17 protein-coding genes and 1 pseudogene are annotated in these 22,493 nt (G+C 46.3%); all 18 read right to left on the bottom strand.

The genetic code is table 11. From position 1 onward, the window contains the following. Positions 1 to 62: 62 nt before the first annotated feature. Positions 63 to 1,313: pseudogene (locus tag ET34_RS0107865) on the bottom strand (RHS repeat-associated core domain-containing protein); the annotation flags it as partial. 68 nt (positions 1,314 to 1,381) lie between these two features. Continuing rightward, the gene (locus ET34_RS0107860; RefSeq protein ID WP_031520961.1) at positions 1,382 to 1,759 is read right to left on the bottom strand and encodes an Imm50 family immunity protein; all 378 of its coding nucleotides are present in this window, start codon (positions 1,757 to 1,759) and stop codon (positions 1,382 to 1,384) included. Positions 1,760 to 1,769: 10 nt separating this feature from the next. Next, positions 1,770 to 2,069 (bottom strand): HNH/endonuclease VII fold putative polymorphic toxin, encoded by a 300-nt coding sequence (locus ET34_RS22305; protein ID WP_236633822.1) that lies wholly within the window; start codon positions 2,067 to 2,069, stop codon positions 1,770 to 1,772. A gap of 257 nt (positions 2,070 to 2,326) precedes the next feature. Then, positions 2,327 to 2,674: a hypothetical protein gene (locus ET34_RS0107855; protein WP_031520959.1), complete on the bottom strand. Its 348-nt coding sequence runs from the start codon at positions 2,672 to 2,674 to the stop codon at positions 2,327 to 2,329. Positions 2,675 to 2,691: 17 nt separating this feature from the next. Continuing rightward, positions 2,692 to 7,524 (bottom strand): RHS repeat-associated core domain-containing protein, encoded by a 4,833-nt coding sequence (locus ET34_RS0107850; protein WP_035890967.1) that lies wholly within the window; start codon positions 7,522 to 7,524, stop codon positions 2,692 to 2,694. A gap of 17 nt (positions 7,525 to 7,541) precedes the next feature. Beyond that, positions 7,542 to 8,456 (bottom strand): DUF4123 domain-containing protein, encoded by a 915-nt coding sequence (locus ET34_RS0107845; RefSeq protein ID WP_051640495.1) that lies wholly within the window; start codon positions 8,454 to 8,456, stop codon positions 7,542 to 7,544. Positions 8,457 to 8,776: 320 nt separating this feature from the next. Then, positions 8,777 to 9,490 (bottom strand): hypothetical protein, encoded by a 714-nt coding sequence (locus ET34_RS0107840; RefSeq protein ID WP_152548364.1) that lies wholly within the window; start codon positions 9,488 to 9,490, stop codon positions 8,777 to 8,779. Between the two features lie 62 nt (positions 9,491 to 9,552). Beyond that, on the bottom strand, positions 9,553 to 10,374 hold the full coding sequence (locus ET34_RS0107835) for a tetratricopeptide repeat protein (RefSeq protein ID WP_031520952.1): 822 nt from the start codon (positions 10,372 to 10,374) through the stop codon (positions 9,553 to 9,555). A gap of 48 nt (positions 10,375 to 10,422) precedes the next feature. Next, positions 10,423 to 10,860, bottom strand: a complete 438-nt coding sequence (locus ET34_RS0107830) for a hypothetical protein (RefSeq protein WP_051640494.1) — start codon at positions 10,858 to 10,860, stop codon at positions 10,423 to 10,425. A 327-nt stretch (positions 10,861 to 11,187) separates the two neighbouring features. After that, entirely contained in the window at positions 11,188 to 12,033 is an 846-nt protein-coding gene (locus ET34_RS0107820; RefSeq protein WP_031520948.1) for a hypothetical protein, read from the bottom strand. A 351-nt stretch (positions 12,034 to 12,384) separates the two neighbouring features. Next, positions 12,385 to 12,870, bottom strand: a complete 486-nt coding sequence (locus ET34_RS0107815; RefSeq protein WP_031520946.1) for a hypothetical protein — start codon at positions 12,868 to 12,870, stop codon at positions 12,385 to 12,387. Between the two features lie 233 nt (positions 12,871 to 13,103). Beyond that, entirely contained in the window at positions 13,104 to 13,967 is an 864-nt protein-coding gene (locus tag ET34_RS0107810) for a hypothetical protein (RefSeq protein WP_031520944.1), read from the bottom strand. A 295-nt stretch (positions 13,968 to 14,262) separates the two neighbouring features. Further along, a complete protein-coding gene (locus ET34_RS22485; protein WP_152548362.1) occupies positions 14,263 to 14,676 on the bottom strand; it encodes a hypothetical protein in 414 nt (137 codons plus the stop codon). Between the two features lie 12 nt (positions 14,677 to 14,688). After that, positions 14,689 to 15,198: a hypothetical protein gene (locus tag ET34_RS0107805; RefSeq protein ID WP_031520942.1), complete on the bottom strand. Its 510-nt coding sequence runs from the start codon at positions 15,196 to 15,198 to the stop codon at positions 14,689 to 14,691. 9 nt (positions 15,199 to 15,207) lie between these two features. Further along, positions 15,208 to 18,087, bottom strand: a complete 2,880-nt coding sequence (locus ET34_RS0107800) for a TIGR02594 family protein (protein ID WP_031520940.1) — start codon at positions 18,085 to 18,087, stop codon at positions 15,208 to 15,210. Positions 18,088 to 18,560: 473 nt separating this feature from the next. Further along, positions 18,561 to 18,947 (bottom strand): lysozyme inhibitor LprI family protein, encoded by a 387-nt coding sequence (locus ET34_RS0107795; protein ID WP_031520938.1) that lies wholly within the window; start codon positions 18,945 to 18,947, stop codon positions 18,561 to 18,563. A gap of 169 nt (positions 18,948 to 19,116) precedes the next feature. Continuing rightward, positions 19,117 to 20,046 carry a hypothetical protein gene (locus tag ET34_RS0107790; protein WP_031520937.1) on the bottom strand — a complete coding sequence of 310 codons (930 nt, stop codon included), beginning with the start codon at positions 20,044 to 20,046 and terminating at the stop codon, positions 19,117 to 19,119. A gap of 1 nt (position 20,047) precedes the next feature. Continuing rightward, positions 20,048 to 22,423, bottom strand: coding sequence for a hypothetical protein (locus ET34_RS21250; protein WP_051640493.1), 2,376 nt, complete (start codon positions 22,421 to 22,423; stop codon positions 20,048 to 20,050). Positions 22,424 to 22,493: the final 70 nt, after the last annotated feature.

Here is a 22,493-nt window from a genome sequence, read left to right as displayed (position 1 = left end):
TTCCAGACTGACCCTCCTTTATCTATCCATTTTAATGGATCTGGAGAATTTAAGGGCTTACCACCAAACAACCCCAGCGGATCCACCCACTCCAGCGGATTATGCACATACCCCTGCGGACGCAATCCACCCATCAGCCCTATCGGGTCCGGGGAGATATACTGCCCGGCCTCCGGATCGTAGTAGCGATGGCGGTTGTAGTATAACCCGCTTTCCGCGTCGTACAACTGGCCGGGGTAGCGCAGGTCGCAGTGCACTTCCTCATTGGCAGCGTCGCCCAGGTATCGCCGCAGCGCCAGCGGCTTACGCGCTTCGCGGTGCCCGGCCCACAGCTGCTGCTCACCGCGCCAGTGCACTTCCCCTTCTTCACTGCACAGCTCGCGGGCAGTGCCGGTGAGGTCGGTGATGATGTAATGCAGCTGCGTACTTTCACCCTGCGCGTCCAGCTGCGCCAGCGGGCGGAAGCTTCCCGGCTCGTACACCCACTGAATCTGGCGGGCCGCGCTGCCGTCGGCGAGATAATGCTGCTGCCCCACCAGCTGGTCACCGTCCCAGCGGTAGTCGATGCGGGCCACGGACTGTGCGGAAGGCACGTTGCCCTCGCGCACCTTACTCACGCGCCGCCCGAACGGGTCGTAGCGGTAGCGCCAGCGCGCCCCGTCCGGGAGCTGAATGCGCACCAGCCGGTCGTGAACGTTCCACTCATAGCGCGTCTCCTGCGGGCGGAACCCCGCGGGGGTACGGCGTTTCATCACCAGACGCCCGCAGTCATCGTACTGATACCAGCTGTCGCCGCGCCGGATGATGCGCCCGGCAACGTCGTACTGCGCGGTTTCAGTGGTGGCATCCTGGCGCGTCGCGCCCGGTGCAACATACGCCACGTCGCACAGGTTCTGCTCGCTGTCGTAGCCAAACAGACGCGCCTGGCGTTCGCGGTTTTTATCCCGACGCTCGGCGGTAATTTGCCCGGTGCCGTTGAGACGAAACGCCTGGTCGCCCCAGTGGCTGTCGCTGATCCCGGTCAGGCGGTCGAGGGCATCATACTGATAGCGGCGCTCCAGCGTGTCGCTGACCTGCCCGGCGTCCGTCTCCAGCTTCTGACGCGTCAGCAACCCGGTCGGCGTCCACTCATGCCGCAGGGCAAACCCATGGCCGTTGCTGCGCTGCTGTTCAAACCCCTGTGAGTTATGGCTGAAGGCCAGCGGCTGATGCGACCCGATGCTCAGCGTCACCAGACGCCCGTGCTGCCAGCTCAGCCCCAGCGACGCGGGCAGCCCCTCCACCACCGCGCGCTGCCCGGCTTCATCGTAGCCTTTTATATGTCGACCGGCAGAAGTTAAGAAAAAAAGCAGGAAGATTGAATTCCTTTCCCGTCTTTATTTTATTGACTGATATATACTGAAGGACCCATCAGTTGTATGTGTGCACACTCAAGATTTAAGAATATACTATCTCCCTTTATTATAACCTCATTACTATTAGTATCTATTTCTATCTTTGCCAACATATCTGTCGACATACCGTCTATATTTAAATTTTTTACGCCGCTACAGTTTATACCACACCTGCATCTATTATAACCTTTAACCCATTTCGGCCGGGGGTTATCTGGCAATTGATTTACCAGATCAAAAATTATCATTACGGTAGCAACTTCACGGTCTATTTTTATTTCAAAAATATCAATTTCACTTACTTCAATAGCATTCGTAAACACTCTGTTGAACAAAAGACTTCCATCAATATCATTCCAGTACATACTTATCCCCTTAAAATTCATAATGATCAAATGTACCAGGAACTGAACCCGTTCGCGTATTCTCGATTGGTCTTACGTTTAAGTGAGGGCCTTGATTTCCTACTCCGCCAGGATAGGCGTGCTCAGCAGAATGATCTGGTATAATAATTTTAGAGCCATCCGCTTTGGTAAACTGATATTCTCTTGTCCAGATTTGATCACCATTGCTATCGAAAATAGGATCTTTGCTGGAATCAGTCATTGGTACAGTACTGTGGTCGCCATAAAATCCAGTTTTAGGATTAAATATCCTATCTGGTTGTTGACTCATTGGAACACCAGCATCTCTTTTTGCAGCTCTGAAAGCTTCATTTCTCGATTTGAACTGAGCGCTACAGCCAGCAAGACCTAATGGATCGTTCCAGGTTAACGAGTTATGCACATACCTTTGCGGACACAATCCCCCCATCAATCATATTGGTCTGGGGAGATGTAATGGCCTGTCTCCGGATCGTAGTAGCGAGGCGGTTGTAGAATATCCCGACTTCCGAGGCGTACAACTGGCCGAAATCAAATATCAATTAACATTTAAATAGCATTGTAGTATTCATGTAGATCTTCTTCTTGATTAAGAACATATTCATCATCACTCTGATAGGTTAATATAAAACGCCCTTTGCTATCATTATCTTCGATTGCTCGAACTCCGTCCAGAACACACAAAAAACCAAACACCCCATTGTCAACTGAAAGTTTTATAATATTTTTAATTACTTCCCTTTCTTGTTCTGTACATTTGTTATAAAACTCAGACATCTTTAATAATTCGGATTTCGGCTTTCTTCCTGGTGGAGAAATCAAAAGAGATGTAACTCCTTTTACGGAAGATTCTGTTACAACTGTTTTTATACCTTCTATAAATCTTTCAGTGTTCATTCTTATGTCTCTTTTTGTTAAAACTTCATAAAGGCTTCAGGATACATTTCTTTATTGAGCTTAATTAATTCTTTTATAGATGAAGCTGGTGCATTAGTATACTCTCTAAGATCCCGTATATCCTTTGCCAATAAATCTCTTGCTGAGCCGCTGTAAGGTCCTTTCATAGTAGGAATTTGCTGGTGCTCCGCTCTCGGTAAAGCAATTGATGGTCCCGTTTTCGGATCATAGCCTGTCACTACCTGCCCAGCAGGATGTTTTTGCATAGCATGATGTATATCCAGCTCATCACCGCTTTGAGACCTATTTCTTAAGTCGTTATAAGTACTGACTTCATACGCTTTTACAGGACATCCAGCAAGCCCCAGCGGATCCACCCACTCCAGCGGGTTATGCACATACCCCTGCGGGCGTAATCCGCCCATCAGCCCTATCGGGTCCGGGGAGATGTACTGCCCGGCCTCCGGATCGTAGTAGCGATGGCGATTGTAGTATAACCCGCTTTCCGCGTCGTACAACTGGCCGGGGTAGCGCAGGTCGCAGTGCACTTCCTCATTAGCGGCGTCACCGAGGTAGCGCCGCAGCGCCATGGGTTTGCGCGCTTCGCGGTGCCCGGCCCACAGCTGCTGCTCGCCGCGCCAGTGCACTTCCCCTTCTTCGCTACAGAGTTCGCGGGCGGTGCCGGTGAGGTCGGTAACGATGTAATGCAGCTGCGTACTTTCACCCTGCGCGTCCAGCTGCGCCAGCGGGCGGAAGCTTCCCGGCTCGTACACCCACTGAATCTGGCGGGCCGCGCTGCCGTCGGCGAGATAATGCTGCTGCCCCACCAGCTGGTCACCGTCCCAGCGGTAGTCGATGCGGGCCACGGACTGCGCGGAAGGCACGTTGCCCTCGCGCACCTTACTCACGCGCCGCCCGAACGGGTCGTAGCGGTAGCGCCAGCGCGCCCCGTCCGGGAGCTGAATGCGCACCAGCCGGTCGTGAACATTCCATTCGTAGCGCGTCTCCTGCGGGCGGAACCCCGCGGGAGTACGGCGCTTCATCACCAGACGCCCGCAGTCATCGTACTGATACCAGCTGTCGCCGCGCCGGATGGTGCGCCCGGCAACGTCATACTGCGCGGTTTCAGTGGTGGCATCCTGGCGCGTCGCGCCCGGTGCAACATACGCCACGTCGCACAGGTTCTGCTCGCTGTCATAGCCAAACAGACGCGCCTGGCGTTCCCGGTTTTTATCCCGGCGTTCGGCGGTAATTTGCCCGGTACCGTTGAGACGAAACGCCTGGTCGCCCCAGTGGCTGTCGCTGATCCCGGTCAGGCGGTCGAGGGCATCATACTGATAGCGGCGCTCCAGCGTGTCGCTGACCTGTCCGGCGTCCGTCTCCAGCTTCTGACGCGTCAGCAACCCGGTCGGCGTCCACTCGTGCCGCAGGGCAAACCCCTGGCCGTTGCTGCGCTGCTGTTCAAACCCCTGGGTGTTATGGCTGAAGGCCAGCGGCTGATGCGACCCGATGCTCAGCGTCACCAGACGCCCGTGGTGCCAGCTCAGCCCCAGCGACGCGGTCAGCCCCTCCACCACCGCGCGCTGCCCGGCGTCATCGTAGCCGGAGCGCACTTCCGCACCGTTCACGGTCTCGCTGACAATATGCCCGGCCGGGCTCCAGCGGTACTCCACCAGCGCATCCGGGCCAGCGGCTTTAAGGAGCTTACCGGCAGCATCGTAGTCAAACGTGGTGATGCCATCGCTGTCGCCATTCGCGCGCAGCGCATCAATCTGTACCAGCTGGCCTGCCTTATTGTACTGATAAAAAAGCGTACTGCCGTCCGGCGCATGGCGGTGGGTCAGTTGCCCGGCAACGTCGTACTCATAGCGGTAGACGCGGCCGTCGTAGTGCTTCTCTTCGCTCAGCCGTCCGCAGATATCGAACCGGTAAGACCAGGTTCTGCCCTGGCTGTTGGTGACCCCGGCGAACTCCGCTTCGGCGTTGTAGTGATAGCGGACCGTGGCACCCAGCGGATCGGTCGCCTCCAGCAGGTTGTCGAATGCCCCGTAGCGCAGAAGATGCGTCTGCCCGAGCGCATCCTGCACCGAGGTAAGATTACCTTCGATGTCATAGCTGAAGCGGGTGGCAGTGCCATCTTCATAAATGACTTTTGCCGGCGTGGTGCGCGAGCCGTGATACTCCCAGCGACGGATCTGCGTGCCGGTTTCATGGGCGATATGGCGTTCAATCAGGCGATCCTGAGAGTCATAGAAGAAGCTTGCCGGCGGCGCGTGATGCGGCTCCAGCCGGTCCAGCAGACCGCGGCGATTATAACTGTAGCGCTGTACGCTGCCGTCTGGCCCGGTCGCGGCGGTCAGCAACCCCTGCTCATTCCAGGCATAGTGCCAGCTGCGCCCTTCCGGATCGCTGGCCGACTCCACCAGCCCCAGTGCGTTACGGGTGTAGGACCAGGTGTTACCCAGCGGATCGGTCCAGCTCAGCAGTTGCCCTTCGTCATCATAATCGTAACGATATACCGCCCCGTCTGGACGTTTCACTTCAACAATCTGGCCCCAGTCGTTGCGCGTGAATTCGGTGCGGTTGCCGAGCGGATCGATGTGGGCGACCAGCTGGTTATTGAGCCACTCTCTTTTCTCTTCCCCGCCGTCCGGCGTGCGGCGCACCAGAATGTTATTACGCTCATCACGGATGTAGCTGATCACGCCGCCGAATCCGCTGCGGTAGTGGTTTGTCAGGTTAGCGTCGTCATAGCTGAAGCGCCCGGACCAGTAGCCGCCCGCGCAATTATCGCTTAACGCCCGCCCCTGTTTGTCATAGGTATGTTCCACCCAGGTATGCGCCAGATCGTTCCAGCGCAGCAGCCACCCTTCAGGCGAGTAGCGGTAATCGAAGCTATGCCCTTCATCAGCCCGCACGCTGAGCAGATAACCGTTATCGTCATACTGATAGCGCACCAGGTTTTTTAGCGGCTGGCGAATGGCATCGCAGAGCGTTAACGCAGTGATGCGATGAGCCCGGGTTTCCACGCGGATCAGGCGGCTGTCGGGTAAAGCAATCCAGCGCAACCAGCTTCGCTCCCACAGGAACGTGGCGCGGTTGCCCGCCCGGTCTGCCATGCTCGTCAGGCAGAGCTGGTTCCCGAGCGCATGTTCGAACTGATAGCGCATTCCGTCGAGGTGGCTCAGCGTCAGCACGCCGTTGACGCGTGCCAAGCGCCACACCGGGTTCGACGCCGCTTTGAGGACTTCCCCTTCGTTTGGCAGCGCAAACCAGACCTGGTTGAACTCGCCGTCCATCAGCCTGACAAGACCGTCTTCCAGCGTCAGGTTGATGTCCCAGTTGCTGCGCCACAGCCGGCCCAGCAAGCCTGGATGACGCTCCCCCGCAGAACGGTAGTAGCGTTTCATTGCCAGCGGCAGCAGGCCGCTAAGGGCAAAATCGGTACGCCAGTCGACCACCGCGCCGGTGGCCATATCCACCGGTTCCCCCTCTTTATCGCATTTGGTGGGGCACTGTTCACTTTTCGCGTTCTGCTCATCGGCCTGATGTTTCGCCGCGGTGTTGTCTGCTGCCTCGTCCGCATTCCTCCCGGCATTTTTTGGTGCCATCGCCAGCGGTTTACCGTCCGCGTCCTTGAGTTTATAGCTGCCTTTGGTTCTGGAGGTGTCATCCAGCCGGGTAATCACTTTCCCGATGAACTCATTAAACTTGCTGTCGATATCCGTCAGGGCCTGGTCGAATTTTTTAATCAGATCGCCCATCGCCTTCACCATGGCGTCGAAGCTCTCTTTCATCATCGACACGATCCAGTTGCCCTTCGCTGCCGACTCGGCAATCACTTTTACCAGCGCAGCATGGATCTCCTGCAGCAGCTTTTTCGCCTTCGCACCGTAGTCGCGAATGCAGCCGCGCATGTTGGTTAAGCCTTTAATCAGGTTACCGTCTGAAAGGTTACGGATGGTTTTGATCGCGAACTGAATTGATTTGGCATCGGAATTGCGCAGCGCTTTGATAATGGCGCGTCCGGCCACTTTGAGCGCATCACCCAGGCCTGGGATCACGCCGATGACGCACAGTGCACCTTCGGCAATGTGCATGTTGTCGCTCAGTAGCGCCGGGGTTTCCCAGGAGCGGTAGCCCCACTCGCCAATGGCGTAAACGTCCATCGCCTGGCCCACCACCGGAATAAATCCGAGAGCAATCTCGCAGAACAGCAGCAGCGCGGCGTTATCGTTGCCTTTGTCTGCCACTTCCGCCGCCAGGCTATGATGGATTTTATTTATCGCGCGCCGTAATTCCGGGCTCCCGCGGTTGATCTTGCGGTCAAGCTCCCAGAATCGCGCATAGGCTTTGCGGTACTGCTCGGGTATTGAAGTAAACAGATTACCGAACATGCCGCTCTCATCAACGTCGACCTCGTTGTCGCTACTGTCATCGGCGTCATATTCAATCAGCCCCTGCTTACGCAGGATCAGAAACAGCGTGAAGTACTCCCCGGCAATACGGGCATAGTCCGGGTTGGCCTGAAGCACCGGATTATTAGCGACCGTCTGCTTCGGGTTAAAATCGTCAGACCCCTCCTCCATCAGCATCTCGAAGGGACCGCAGCCCATGTCATGAATAAAACAGAGGCCGTTGGCATCCGTTTTACCCACGATTTTGGTTTCCTTGCTGTCGGTCAGTACAAAGGGCGCATTGGGTACCGGTTTGCCGGAATCGTAGTGGTAATAGATCAGCACTTCGCAGCCGCATTTGGTGCAGCCGCCGGAGATTTTGTTGTCGGTGTTAAATTTTTGCTCGATGGCTTTGTTGCTTTCAACCAGCGTGGCGGATTTGTTCTCGCTCATGTGACATCCCTTTCCGTTCAGGCATTTTCCAGGTGTTGAATCGCTTTCTCAAACAACCGATCCATGCGATTTTGCGTGCCGATATATTCCGGCTGGCTCAGAACAGGCTGCGCCCACTCTGCCTCGATAAACGACGGCTCCAGCTCAGATGCCAGTGCCAGATAGCGCACAATGTCGCGCTCGCTGTTGAACCCGTGCAGCTGGGCTGCCTCGCTCTGCTGCTGCGTAAACGCCAGTAGTGCATCGTCATCCGTATCCCGCCAGCGTCCGTGATATTCCCGCAGATGCGCCATGTAGCGCTGATACACGTCCAGTTCGGACGGACCCAGCAGCGCCAGCCACTGCGCAGCGCTGAGCGTGCGCGGCGGCGGCGCGGCGGCAACCTTTTCACGCTGCGTTAAGGTCAGGGTTTCCGCACCGCCTTCCGGTGTGAGCTGCCAGAACGACCCGATCGGACCATAAAAGGCGGAAGCCTCCGGGGCGGTACTGGCCTCCAGCAAAGGCTTTACCACCCGCCAGTCGCCGACGCGCAAAATGGCATTCTCACCGGAAGGCGTAACCACCGTATTCCATTCGCGCAGATGCTTCTGCAGTGACTTAAGCTGTTCGACAGGCGGCATGGCGCGCATAAACCAGTCGAGCTGGATCCCAATCCCCCAGCCGTGCTGCGTCAGCAGTTGTTCGCGCACCGCATCCCAGTTTTCTGGATTAACCGGGAAGCAGTACGGGGAGATCGATGCATGAACGCGGCCGGCTTCGCCCCAGTAGAGGCGGGTTTGCTCCAGGCTCCCGCCCCAGCGTTCCGCCACGCCGGGAACCGCGCTATTTATGGCGGCTTCGGCAATAAGGAAGCAGCCACCCTGAGCAAGTTTTTCCAGCCACTGCGCCTGTGAGCTTGTGCTGTGTAACAGAAATGCGTGTGAAGTATTCACAGGTTATCTCCGTAAAATAAATATCCGGCGTCCTGCCGGGTGTGATTATTTTTAAATGATGAAGTTAAGAACTGTTCAGGTATTACTACCAGTGGCGGAGTAACAAACGGCATATTTATTTAAGAATGGATATTCAACCGCCTGGCAAATAAACGCTTAGTATATTATTTTTAATGGGATTCTTGATACGATTTAATCGCTGCTGCGTTTTTATTATCAATTATAACTTCCCGAAGAAAAACAACTCAACCAATATCAGCTTCAGAGAAAGCTTACAAATATGCTGATGCCCATTATATTCAGCAGCTAACATTAGATTGTCAAAGAATATCCGCAACGTTAATCCATGCGCTGGCCAATTTGCCCCGGGAGGTAAAATTTATTTTCACCAGGGGATGTTTGTAGTTTTCGATTACCACCTTGTCTCCCTTTATTAAGTATGGCTTTCTGGGTTTGCTATTACCTGCGCGATCTAACAAGAAAGCTTTATCGCTGCTTATCAGGGCGCTCACTGGAGCCTGTAGCCGTAAGTTGTCCACCTGCAATAAAGCATCTGCCTTCACATCAGGCAAGGAGTAAGAGTTTTTCTGGATATTTATGTCGCAGAGTGTCATAAGCGCTACCGCTTCCATCTCATCTGATGACGCGATCCTTATTTCTCTGCAAGCGGATCGTAACACGGGTACAGTGCCGCCTGAAAATTCATATGCCAGGGTATCACGCGGATAGGCGATGGCTACTGTAACGGTGCCATCAGAGTGACTGCTCAGAAAAAGATCACTTTCATTACTGTCTGGCTCAATAAGAGCGGTATTTCTGTAAACTTTTTTATTAATGTTAGCGTATAGCAGACTGTATTTATCTGCATCCTGCTCGACAGACCATTCACTACCATCATGCTGTTTTACGCTTGTTACCGTCCTGTCCTCATTAGCGGATGAGACTATCGCGATTGAAAAGAACACCGAAGACAGGATCGCTTTTATACAAAATTTCATTATTGATTCCAGGGCGCGCTGTAATACCTTCATCATTGATATCAACTTTCATACATTTTGAAGGCTGCATGAAAACACCACGTTTCATATATGAGAAATTATTCGTTCAGCCGATGTGCAACCCGCACAGGAATAAGGCTATTTTTACCTGCTTTACTCATTAGCTTTTTGTAATGAGAGTAATATGATCTGGCGGTGATTTTCTCACCAATAATCCAGTATGAGTCAGCCATATTTAAATAAACAACTATCCTGCCGGGGTTCTTTTCAATGACCTTCTCAAAATAGCTGATTGATTCTTCGGCCCGCCCTGCCTCTTGCAAAAAGTAGCCATAATCATTATAAACAGCCATATTGTAAATATTATTACTCAATGACTCCTTCATATAAGGCTCAAGATACGTTATAGCTTGTTTCGTCTTGCCTCCTCTGGCTTCGCTTATAGCGCTGTAATAATTCATGGCCAGAAGAACGTTAAAGTTATCTTTGAAAGAAGCATCGTTCATTTCGATTTTTTTATAGTCACCGCTGAACTCGGTGCCGAGCGGACAAACACTCAGGGATTCAGGGAAATAGAGTCGTATTTGTTGTCTGTCGCGTTCTATAAGTGCGACATCTCTGGATACATCGTCATAATCCATGAGTTCTGTATGGAAAGGTGCAAGATCGGCACTCCAGGTTCCCTTCTTCTGTTTTAGCGCCAGTTTCACTGTGCAATCCGCGGGTGATGACGCTCCCGCATCGTTGCTTCCACCTGACAACGTTAAGGTGGTAACGTTATCTTGCCCGTCTTCATAAGCCAGCACACTATAGTCATTCTTATAAATAGTGACATTTCCATTAGCTACAACTGGGCATAACAGAAATATTAACTGCACGCTTTTACGCATCAGCGGAGAAAAGCGTTGATTAAAGTTCATTGTAGTATTCTCATGCATTTTTCAGGTTACGAGCATAACCACCAGTTATCACCATTGACAGTCGTGGCGAATGCTATCGTAGGCATTCAGGTTTTCTGTAAACCTGACAACGCGCCCTGTGCTACTTTTGTAGTCAAACTGGTAATACCGTGCGCCTTGCGTCATTACTGTATAACGACCATTGATTTTGCTTTTCAAAACCTCATCCCATTCAGTGGTAAATGCTGAAGGGCGCCCTTCGGGAAATTTCTCTTCAGTTTCTTTAATAAACAGCAATGGTATAGCCTGCTTCGACTTTTGATACTTAACATAGGCCATATCCAGGCCATCCTGTGATATTTGCACAAATTTTACATTTATCTCTCCTGAGCTGAAACAGCCAACACTTTGAGTTGCCAGTGCCACCGAAGGAAAGATGAGTGTTAAGGTAATGGTTGCGAATGCTGCATTCAGATAGATAAAATTAATAAATGTATTATTAACCATTCGCTGCGCTCCAGTTAATCAATGTCATAGCATAGCCTTTTAAATCACCTGCTATTAAGGACTCATCTTTTCGCTTTGCTGGCTATTCCGTGATGATTCTATCAAACACAATCACAGCAGGGACTGACATATTAGCCTCAATAAAGGGTTTGTTGTCTTTAAGAACAAATATCAGCTTATCATTGTTAATGGTCAAAGTTGCTTTGCCTGTTCCTCCAAACGTGCTCATGAATGATTGTGTTTTCATACTAAGTACGACAAGTCATAAGCTCCTGGCCTGTCAGGAAGAATGCTGCACAATTAAGCAATCCAAATGACTATACTAATCTAATATTGAGTTTCACTTTCGATCGCAACACTTGTTCCGGATATTTGCTTATGAAAAATATAACTTCCGCGTTCACTATCTCCGGTTACCGTCACTTTTAATACAGTCCTCCCTTCCCACTGATAAGTAGTTTCGTTTCCATTCAGTTCATAGTTAGCATTAGCTTCAGGTGGTATACTTTTTAATACTTCTTGCTTGCCCGAGTAAGCATTCTTCAATAGTTTATATGATTCTTGTATGTTCATATCTGGAAAGAAACAAGTATAGCTATCTATCCCGTCATAAATTCTACCGGGGTTATCTTCCTTACAAAAGTTAAGCAGATTTCCATTTCGAGAACTTAATATTTTCTGATCATCATCTTTTATTTTCTTAAAGAATATAACATAGTCATTCTCAATGATTGTTAAATAGTCACCAATCGCAATGATTTCATCATAGGGCGATGGGCAGCTATTATCAGGATTTACTGAAATTATCAAATTGATTTCACTCGGCAGGGTGATGCCATTATTTTCATATAATGCCTCATAAAGATTTGTCGTTGTATTTGACATGAAGTATGCGGAAAGTGTTTTTTTAACGCTCGCATATTCTACTGAGCATATTTTGCTATTTTCTAACATCTTATTTTTAATTGTTAAAGCTTTATTATCAAAAAGCAATGAAACATTTTTAAACTTACTTTCTATTTTATGAAGCAAAACTGGATCTCTTTTACCTAAAACATTAGCGTTTGACACTTTATTATAAAACCAAATTGACGCGTCAAGTGGATTCTTTGCGTGTGCCATTCCTGACAATATTAGAGATAATGCACAGATTACACCAAAATAATTATTCATCGATTTCCTTAGCTATTGCTGCGAAAAATTATAATTGCCGGTAAAAAAAGATCATGTTTTTTATCATGGGGAACTATAATGGCAGCGTTACGCTATTTGTTATAGGTAAATTATCCATACGAGAACCTATCTAAATTCTTAAACGTCGATTCCTTCCAATGTACAATTAAAATGACAAGTTCCATGAAGGTCGGCTTGCCTTGCCATAACGTCCAAAGTTAGATCAATTAATACGCTATTTTTACCGTCACTTCCATGCAGTTTAAAACACTCCACTTTTTCTGACCAGAACCAATAACATAATATGCCAGGATAAAGCACTCTCAAGAAAAATAATTTCCTGAATGATTATTAATATTTCCCTAAAATGTAATTTTTAATTTTTTCTGCGTTTTGATATTTGAAAAAAAGTCGCTCGCCGCCAAAATCTCCTTCCGCACCACTTAGGTTAGGATCACTATTAATTTCATTGTTCACTGTAAGATTATTGTTCTCATAAATGTACCCGTAAACTTTAAACGACTTACCATTTATATTTTCTGCTCGATGCAATTGTGCCCATGAGATTAACACTATGACATTTGTTTTGTTATGAATTGTCATAAAGAAAACAGCTTCCACCGAAGGTTTACCACCTTCAGTCTCATAAGTATCAATTTTGGTTAATTTATTATCTTTCAAAAAATAAAGAGCAAGAGGATAATCATCATCGTTCTCCTTCTGAAGATATACTTTAGCGTTCTGTCTTATCTCAAATGCCCCCTGTACTATTTCAGAGTTAGAATAAGTAAGAAAACTCGCAAACAGCAATGATGAAGCGAGAATCAACTTAAACATTTGCATTAATCCTCTCCGACCTTCAAAAAATTAGCGGCTCTGTTGAATCTATTTAAACGATCCGCATATCTGTTCAAGGAAATATTTTAACCGTTTCGTTTAGTCCTTTGCTTGTCCCAAATGAACAAGCAGATTCATTTTTTTACTTGATAGTGCTAATGAACAAGTCTGGATGTTTAACGAAACCTTACAAACCTCAGGGCTTATTTTAATATGTATCCCTTATATAGGATTTACATTTCGATAGCGTCACTTTTAATCCATGCGATTAAAGGTGCCCCTTTAGAAGTCACATAGCCTACATTGATCCACTGATCGTTTTTGGAGAACTGGATGACTTTTATCTTATCTCCCTCTATCAAATAAGCCTTAGTTTTACTGCTTTCATCGGGTAAAGAATACAAAAAGGTTTTTTTTATTACTGACGCATTTTGAGTTGATCCATCAATAAATTCTATCAAATACGGCTCAACTACTTTCTTCGCGGACTTATTCTCTTTTATCAACTTTTGATATGTGTTTATATTATCCTTGCTAACATAATCGCAACGAAGATAACCATCAACTTCTTCGACATTTAAAGACGACAATTTTTTGGTTAAGCTATTAATGTTCGGTTTAAATGAAAGGAAATCAAAAGTCTCTGTATCTTGCTCGTCTGAACTAGCAAGTTCGTCACTATCTTTTTTCCAGTCATATCCGCACGCTTCACCATCCCAGTCACTGATGATGCATCCCGTCTGCATATCCACTACACTGCAGTAAGCTTTGTCAACATACTGCTCGCCCCTTCCATCAAACATATCGACATATCCACCTGCAACACTATCGACAACAATGTATCTTCCAGAAGGAGAGAAATCCTTACTACCATTCTCAACAAAATAACGCCCTTCAATACTCAAATTGATAACGCCTTTGTTATTTTTAAACACCAATTGTTCCCAAGCATCACGATCATAGTTAGGCCCTGTTTTTTTATCAGAAAATCTCAGCTCGGTTCCTAAGGGAGATTTCATGATGACATCAGCATGTACTCCAGTTGAAAATATGGCTGCTATATAAAAAATCAACCACAAAAATTTTAATAAGTTCATGAGTTCCACTTTGATGATTTACTTTTGCCTAAAAAACCTGTAATTTTCGTATCGTTTTATATTATTCCACTAATTATTTATTTTAATAAAGGTTAACAACTTACGTAGCCAAAGTCGACTGACATTCGAATCGTGAGTATAAAACCGGTCAACAGCACTCTTAAATTTCAACCTGAAATGTTCACTCTTATCGACAGAATTTCTCTTAACTGTTCGATGTTTTTGCATCAATATGTTTATGCTCTTTATTCCGAATTCTCAGTAGTAATTTTGACCGGATATATAATAAGATATATTAGTGTGATTTACGTGATAACTTTAGCCACCCGCCGGGTTCATAAATAAGAGGCATGCCTTTTATATACATTTCACCACCTTTGTTAACGATATTAAATTGTGGCGATGGATACATACAAGCATCCTTACCTCCTAAGTAATACAAATTATACTCACCATCAATTTCCTTTATTTCGTAATTGCCCTCACATGGGGCAGGAGCATGCCAGGTTGTTACTTTAACATATGCTAATTTATTTGAATATGATAGTGAGATATCATATCTGATATAAACCTGAGAACCATCAGACAATGTTTCACCATTCATTTCAAAAAAAAATTCTTCTTTTGACTGAGGACGTTCGGATGCTTGCGAAAAGCCTGAAAATAAGATTAACATCATCAGCCCAAAACAATTTATTAGCTTCGCCATAATTCTAACCTTTTATCCTGCGCAAACTACGTCTGATAACATTAATTTGTCTTTACTTAATAAGCTGAATTTGTAAGTGCAACTAATTTCGGCATCCATATCATATGGAGTAGAAATAAGGATGTTTTCTATAATTAATAGATTTCCATTTCTTATTGTGGCTATAAAGGCATAGCTACCAGCATCATCTACGAACTGCTTTTTAGCATTCACATTCACCGCATTGTTTTGTAGCAAACTGGAGTTTATAAACTTCAAAAAATATTTTTTTGAAACCGCGCCATTAAAAATGACATTCGGATTTTCCCTTTCATTATCATTATATGTTTCTGGTGGAGTTTTATCAAAATTGATAAACAGTGCAGGCGTAAGCTTATAAGAAGATAATTTAGAATAATCATATTCAGAAATGGCGGAGCGAGAAAAAACCGCACTAAATTCCTTGAAATAATTATAACATATTGAATCGCTGGCGTTCGAATTGAAACTAACAAACATAAGAAAATATAATATATATTTCATTTGCAACCCTTAATGCGTGTCACTATAACTTGAACTGGAACCAATGATGTTAACAACTTTCAAGTCATAATCCTCTGGTTTCACATTATAACCTTTAGGTTTCATCAAAAACTTAATCGATGATGATGGGTTAGCTCTAACGGAAATGCAGTTTGCTTTTCCTTCTCTACCACCACCCTGATTTCCTCCAAGTATTAACAACCGTCCATCCGCACTCATGCCGCAGACAAACCCAACGTGGCTATATTTCATTACTGCAATAGCTCCATAAAATGGCTTATCCACCACTTCGCCATTTCGCCACGAACCTTGCCCCCATGAATATGCCATTGCACTATTTGTAGCTAGTGATGCATACTTCGTCTGGTTGAAACACCAATTCACAAATGATGAACACCATGAAATCGCACCATCACTACCTTTAACATTAGTTGTATTGTGGTATTCTTTTATCTTATTATTTAGTAACGTGTCAGTTTCAATCATGCCTTTATATTGTTTATATTCTTCGAGAGCGACTAGCATCCAATCGGGCCCATCGTTTGTTTGTGCTTTACACATACATAGATTTTTATATTTTTCACCTTCAGAAATCAACCTATTCAGTCGAACAAGCAGTTCTCTTTTTTGTATAACTCCATCGCCATTTCCTTGATTTCCATTTTCTGATGAATCTAAACTAGCATTTTTATTGTAAGCTTTCTCATTGTCTGCCTTTGAATAGAGTACCGCATCATCTGGTTCACCAACTCCCTCTGGACAAAATATATAGGTATATACATCCTCAGGGTTCTTTATCTTACTGAATTTCTCTTTATTAGATGTGAAATATAACTTCACATAATCTAACTGCTCTATTTCGTCCATCAGCGCTAATTGCATCTTGGTTAGCGCCATATTATATGTTATATTTATTTGCTGTACTGCTATTGATGTAAACTGTATCAATCCTACCGCATTCCTTTCCACTAAGGTTTTATCATTTATTATTTCATCCTTTGTATAAACATGAAGTTCAATTTTCGGCCTAGTTCCCGATGCGGTAGAAACAAATATAATTTCGCCACTTTTATGGCGTGCTTTTCTGTATGCAATCACAGATGATGTGAACATCCGGTTCGTTTCAACTGACATACAACCCATTAGGACATTTGCATACCTTAATTTTTCATCCTCACCCCACATTTCGGCGCATATTTTGACAACTTTCTTTCTAAAGAGGCATGCCTTCGCAGATCCTAGCCTCTGGTTCACTACTTCACCCCAAATCAATTCCGCACAATCTTCCTGTGTTTTTAGCGCCGATACAAACTCCACCGGATGGAAATGCCACACCGCTTCATCTTTCGCTAACGCAGGCACCTGACTCATCCATTCATGGTTATCAATCCAGATCTTCGCGTAATCCTGTCCGGCTTTCGGGAGTGAACCCAGCAGCGTCTGCCAGCGCGGGTGCGAGCTTTTACCGTACCATTCGCTTTCGTGCTTAACGATGAGACGACGCAGCAGCATTTCAACTTCCTCGTTGTTGTGTCGTAAGCCCTGCAATACAGCGGTCCGGTACAATTTCAATTCCGTAGCGGATATTTTGCCATCGCCGTTAGCGTCCAGCACCTTCGCTATCTGCGAATAGTATTCGCTAAGCTCCTGACTTTCCAGTGCTCTTTCCGGGTGAACGGCACCGCTGATAAAATTGAACGCTTTACTCAGCCATTGTTCGCCCAGGCTTTGCTGGAAATCCTTCGCCGGTTCCTGTTCAAGCGGCGTAAATCGCAGGGCCTTGAGATCGTGCTGAATAATCTCTTTTATGCCGTCCTGCTTTATCCATGTCTCAGGCTTTATGAGATACCAGCTGATACCCGCCTCGTCCTTCCAGGGTTTGGCATCATCCCGCCGCAGCAATTTGCCAGCCTCAGCATCACTGGTATTTTCCAGTGGCGTGAGGATTTTTTTACCGTCCCTCTCTTCGCACCGGTACAGCGGCTGACCACCCTGTACTTCAATGTACAGGGTGCCTTTTGTCAGATGGCCGGGGTTGCTTAAAAACGCCGGCATATTGACATCGTTGCTGAGCACTTCAATGTGCATAAACCAGTCGCTCTGCACCGCGCCGCCAGTGACAGGCGCATCATCCTGCGCCAGAAAACCAATGGCATCCCCGGCACGAATGGCGATGGGTTGAGGAGGAACCACCACCGCATCCATTGTCCCGTTCTGCACGGCCTTATCCATCCAGTCGGGCAGATAAGCATATTTTTCCCCCGCTGGTGCGACAAATTGCGGCATAACCGAGGTCCAGAACTTCTCACCGGAAGGCGCACCATCTTTTATATTTCGCGCTAAACCGAACTGGAATGGCACATCGGGTAGCCGCTGCCCGTCCCTGCCACGATGTCTCTGAGGCACCAAAAACATCATCTCCTGTTCCACGATTACCTTTTGACCTGCACTCAGAGCGCCAAAAGAATGTGGGGCCACCTGGCCTGAGGTTTCCGTTCCGCTATAGCGACGTTTGCTCAGCCCGTCGCCCTCAGGCGTCACCTCATACACCATCAATTTCGGAAAACAGCTTAACGGTGCAAGGTGCATATAGAGGGTATAGAACGTCAGCCAGGTGGCCGGGTTTTCATCCGGTTTGTGCACGGATCGCACCAGCACAAATGCGCTGGAGTACTTCAGGTTGATCGCCTCTTCACCCTCCGCCGCCTCACCATAAGGCTGCTGGTGATAATCCTGCTGAAGTCGCCATGCCACAATTTCACCCTGGGCGATACACTGCAGCGGGACGGCCCCTTCGGCGCTCTCCGCTGAGATAACGGCCTTCAATGCTAAGGTTAATAAGTCCTTTTTTATTTTTAAAAAACATATCTCCCCAGGCATCACTATCATAGTTCTGCCCAGTTTTTATATCAGAAAATCTCAGCTCGGTTCCTAAGGGAGATTTCATGATGACATCAGCATGTACTCCAGTTGAAAATATGGCTGTAATATAAGAAATAAAATTTAATGTTTTGAATAACTTCGTATTTACATCCAATTTTGCATTCCGATAATTTTTTTCTAAGTAAGATTTGCGCCTGCTTGACTTTTATTTATAAACCAGTTCATCCGCTGTGTGTGTTTTCATTAGATATCGCTATTTTGCCATAAACAACCTTTTAAGGTATTCGAACATGCCTAATAAAATATTTGTCATCCCCTGCATGTGCTTTTAGGCTGAAAAATCATGTGTTGGAACATGACACGTCTAATGACGTCTTTAATTTTTTCGCATCAGTCCCAAGGGAAGGGCACATTGATTAATACTTACCCTGATAGACCCCAATTAAAAAATCAATGATTTGTGGTTATTTATATTATTGTCACTGCATCAGCATTTTATTAATTTCAACAACCCTCTGATTTGTCATATCTATTTTGCATAAGTACAAAGATGTTTCATATGCCTGTGATTGCGGATCAATCTGGTACGAATAAACTAAACAATTAGTATCTCTAAAAATAATCCAGGCTCTTTGAGAAATTTTAACTTTACCTATGAAATCAGCTTTCAGGTCAGGCTTTGATTTATAGTCTTTAGCTATTTTAGCCATGAGTTCTTTATAAGACTTATTAAGCAACGCGTCACTAGCTGCATATTTATTTTTTGCACATGAAAATATTTGATCGGACAACTGAATGTTTTCACAAGAGTCACTCGCGCTCACCCTAAAAGTAATCAATAAAAAGCATAGAATTATTTTTCTCACATAAACCACCTCGATATTTTGTTTGTAATGGCACCCTTTTACGTAAAATAAGCTCTCTGATGCATTTCAAAAATAATCTATTGATTTGTACTCATCATTATTTTGTTTTTTACATAGGTTCTGCAATACAAATGACACTTGATGAACACAATGTAACATTTAAATTTAGCTAAAGTATCAAATCTGAACATAACATCACATCATCAATCGATTTATTTTTAATATTAATATATCTTACTTTACACCATTTTTGATTACCGCTAATTGATAGTAAATTGATTTTATCACCTTTTATAAGATACGAATTTTTGGGCTTATAGGAAGAATCATAAAAGTAAGACTTTGATGCTTTTACAATCATCGCAGGATAAGATGAACATATATTAGCAACGGACTTGTTGGGTATTGATTTACTTAATTCTAGCTTATCGCCTACGTTAATCTCATCCATGATTACAATATCATCCTGATATATTCTGTGAAATATAGTCCAAGGGCTATTTTCATAAACCTCACATTGCCCATCATCCTTCAACGCTAAAATAGAATATTCATCACTTAATAATGCCTCTTTGCTTTTATACAACTTATAAAGCAACACGCCTTTGCTATTAAAGATAACAATCGGTAAGTAATCTTTTTTGCCATTTAAAAGTAAACTCGTGTCGACAGAGTCTATATCATTGACAACTTCGGATTTTTTTTCATCTAGAAATTTTTTGTAGTTGTGCGCAGATACCCGTTCGAGACCACAAATACCCTCTTTGGCAAAAATACCATTTCTTTTACTTTTTACAGCTAAATAAACACAATCAATAAAGAATTCATTATCAATAGTGTTTAATGTGGCATAGATTGTAGCATCATGTAGCGAGCGGCTGTCAGCAACTATCGCAGGAAAGCCGTTAAAAAAATCAAAGGCATAAGAAGGATTCCCGTTATAATCCTGCTTGAATTGCAACGTCAATTCCATATTGTTTTTTTGGGCGTAAATAACACTTTTTTCTTTGTCATATCCATAACCAAAAGAGCCATGAGCATAACTTAATAATGAATAACCACAAAGCGCAAAGAACATTAAAAAATTACATTGCTTCATTTTAAAAATCCTTTGGAATGTTTGAAGTTCTTTCTAAAATTGATTGAAACCTATCTGCGTATGAGGCAATTAAAACCGCCTGATCGCTGCCATTAATGATCCCCCTCGCGCGCACATAATCAATTTCCTTACTGTTTATGTAGGAGGAAAGTTTACCTCCGGTGAATACTCCCCCATACATCCCCCAAATCATAATAGGGACAGCATGATCAAAATTAGCTGCGAGTTCGGGCTGCATAACATAGTCAGATCCAAACTTTTCTTTTGCCTTCTGATAGTTGTTTTTCCATGTAAGATGCACGCATCCTCGCCCCCTATATTTATATCCATCCCCCTGTTTTGTATTACCATTATCTATTGCTCTTTTTCTATAGAATGGCGTTGCCGCAAGTATTGGGTCATATTTATTGAAGTACTTCAGATCCCCAACCTCTGGCTTTTCGCTAAAATACTCCATTGAAGGATAATGATATGTTTCATGCCTGGCAGTAGCTAACATATATGAAACCCAATATAAATTGGGTTTATATTCTTTGTGCTTAGGGTAGAATTCATTTATATTTGCCAAGATCCTACGCAAATTAATTTTAGAAACTTGTGAGAGCGCTGTCGTTTTCGGAGCAAATGAAATATGTTCTTTTTCATATTGAGACATAAAAGAATCAACATCAATGAGTTCTGATTTAAAGTATAAAGTATGCACAAACTCCACCGGATGGAAATGCCACACTGCTTCATCTTTCGCTAACGCAGGCACCTGACTCATCCATTCATGGTTATCAATCCAGATCTTGGCGTAATCCTGTCCGGCTTTCGGGAGTGAACCCAGCAGCGTCTGCCAGCGCGGGTGCGAGCTTTTACCGTACCATTCGCTTTCGTGCTTAACGATGAGACGGCGCAGCAGCATTTCAACTTCCTCATTGTTGTGTCGTAAGCCCTGCAATACAGCGGTCCGGTACAATTTCAATTCCGTAGCGGATATTTTGCCATCGCCGTTAGCGTCCAGCACCTTCGCTATCTGCGAATAGTATTCGCTAAGCTCCTGACTTTCCAGTGCTCTTTCGGGATGAACGGCACCGCTGATAAAATTGAACGCTTTACTCAGCCATGGTTCGCCCAGGCTTTGCTGAAAATCCTTTGCCGGTTCCTGCTCAAGCGGGGTAAATCGCAGGGCCTTAAGATCGTGCTGAATAATCTCTTTTATGCCGTCCTGCTTTATCCATGTCTCAGGCTTTATGAGATACCAGCTGATACCCGCCTCGTCTTTAAATGGTTTGGCATCGTCCCGCCGCAGCAATTTACCGGCCTCAGCATCACTGGTATTTTCCGGTGGCGTGAAGATTTTTTTACCGTCCTTCTCTTCGCACCGGTACAGCGGCTGACCACCCTGTACTTCAATGTACAGAGTGCCTTTTGTCAGATGGCCGGGGTTGCTTAAAAACGCCGGCATATTGGCATCGTTGCTGAGCACTTCAATGTGCATAAACCAGTCGCTCTGCACCGCGCCGCCAGTGACAGGCGCATCATCCTGCGCCAGAAAACCAATGGCATCCCCGGCACGAATGGCGATGGGTTGAGGAGGAACCACCACCGCATCCATTGTCCCGTTCTGCACGGCCTTATCCATCCAGTCGGGCAGATAAGCATATTTTTCACCTTGTGGTGCTATGTGTTCCGGTAAACTCGATGTCCAGAATTTGTCTCCCGTGGGAACGCCATCTTTCAACAGTTGCACAAGACCAAACTGTGCGGGCTTATCAGGCAGAGCACGACCTGAATTATCCCGGCCTTTCCGCTGCAGTAAGAATGTGATTTCGTCAAAGAAGGTTAACCTATCACCGGCACTGAGCTTCCCGCAGGGATCCGGAGCTATTTGACCAGATTCCTCGGTTCCGCTGTAAAGCCGCTTCCTCAGATCCTGCCCCTCAGGCGTCACCTCATACACCACCATTTTTGGAAAACAGCTTAACGGCGCAAGGTGCATATAGAGGGTATAAAACGTCAGCCAGGTGGCCGGGTTTTCATCCGGTTTGTGCACGGATCGCACCAGCACAAATGCGCTGGAGTACTTCAGGTTGATCGCCTCTTCACCCTCCGCCGCCTCTCCATAAGGCTGCTGGTGATAATCCTGCTGAAGTCGCCATGCCACAATTTCACCCTGAGCAATACACTGCAGCGGTACGGCCCCTTCGGCGCTCTCCGCTGAGATAACGGCCAGCGGGGCGGATTCACGGCTGATATGTATCCCGCCATGCCACATACCATTATTGCCTGCCAGCCACTGGCCGTGTCTTTCATTGCGTAGCAGAGCCAGTATTTCATCCGGGCCGGCAAAATCCTTGCCGTCCGCTTTCCTTATCGGGTAGCGCGTTTCCATAATGATTCCTTAAGGCGACGTTCCGTTTTCCTGTCAGCGTGAAAGCAGTGCTACGGTATCGTTGAGTTCT

Source organism: Siccibacter colletis (assembly GCF_000696575.1).
GTDB classification, from domain to species: Bacteria; Pseudomonadota; Gammaproteobacteria; order Enterobacterales; family Enterobacteriaceae; genus Siccibacter; species Siccibacter colletis.
The sequence above is the reverse complement of the archived record's forward strand: the minus strand, read 5'-3'. Positions and strand labels throughout refer to the sequence as shown.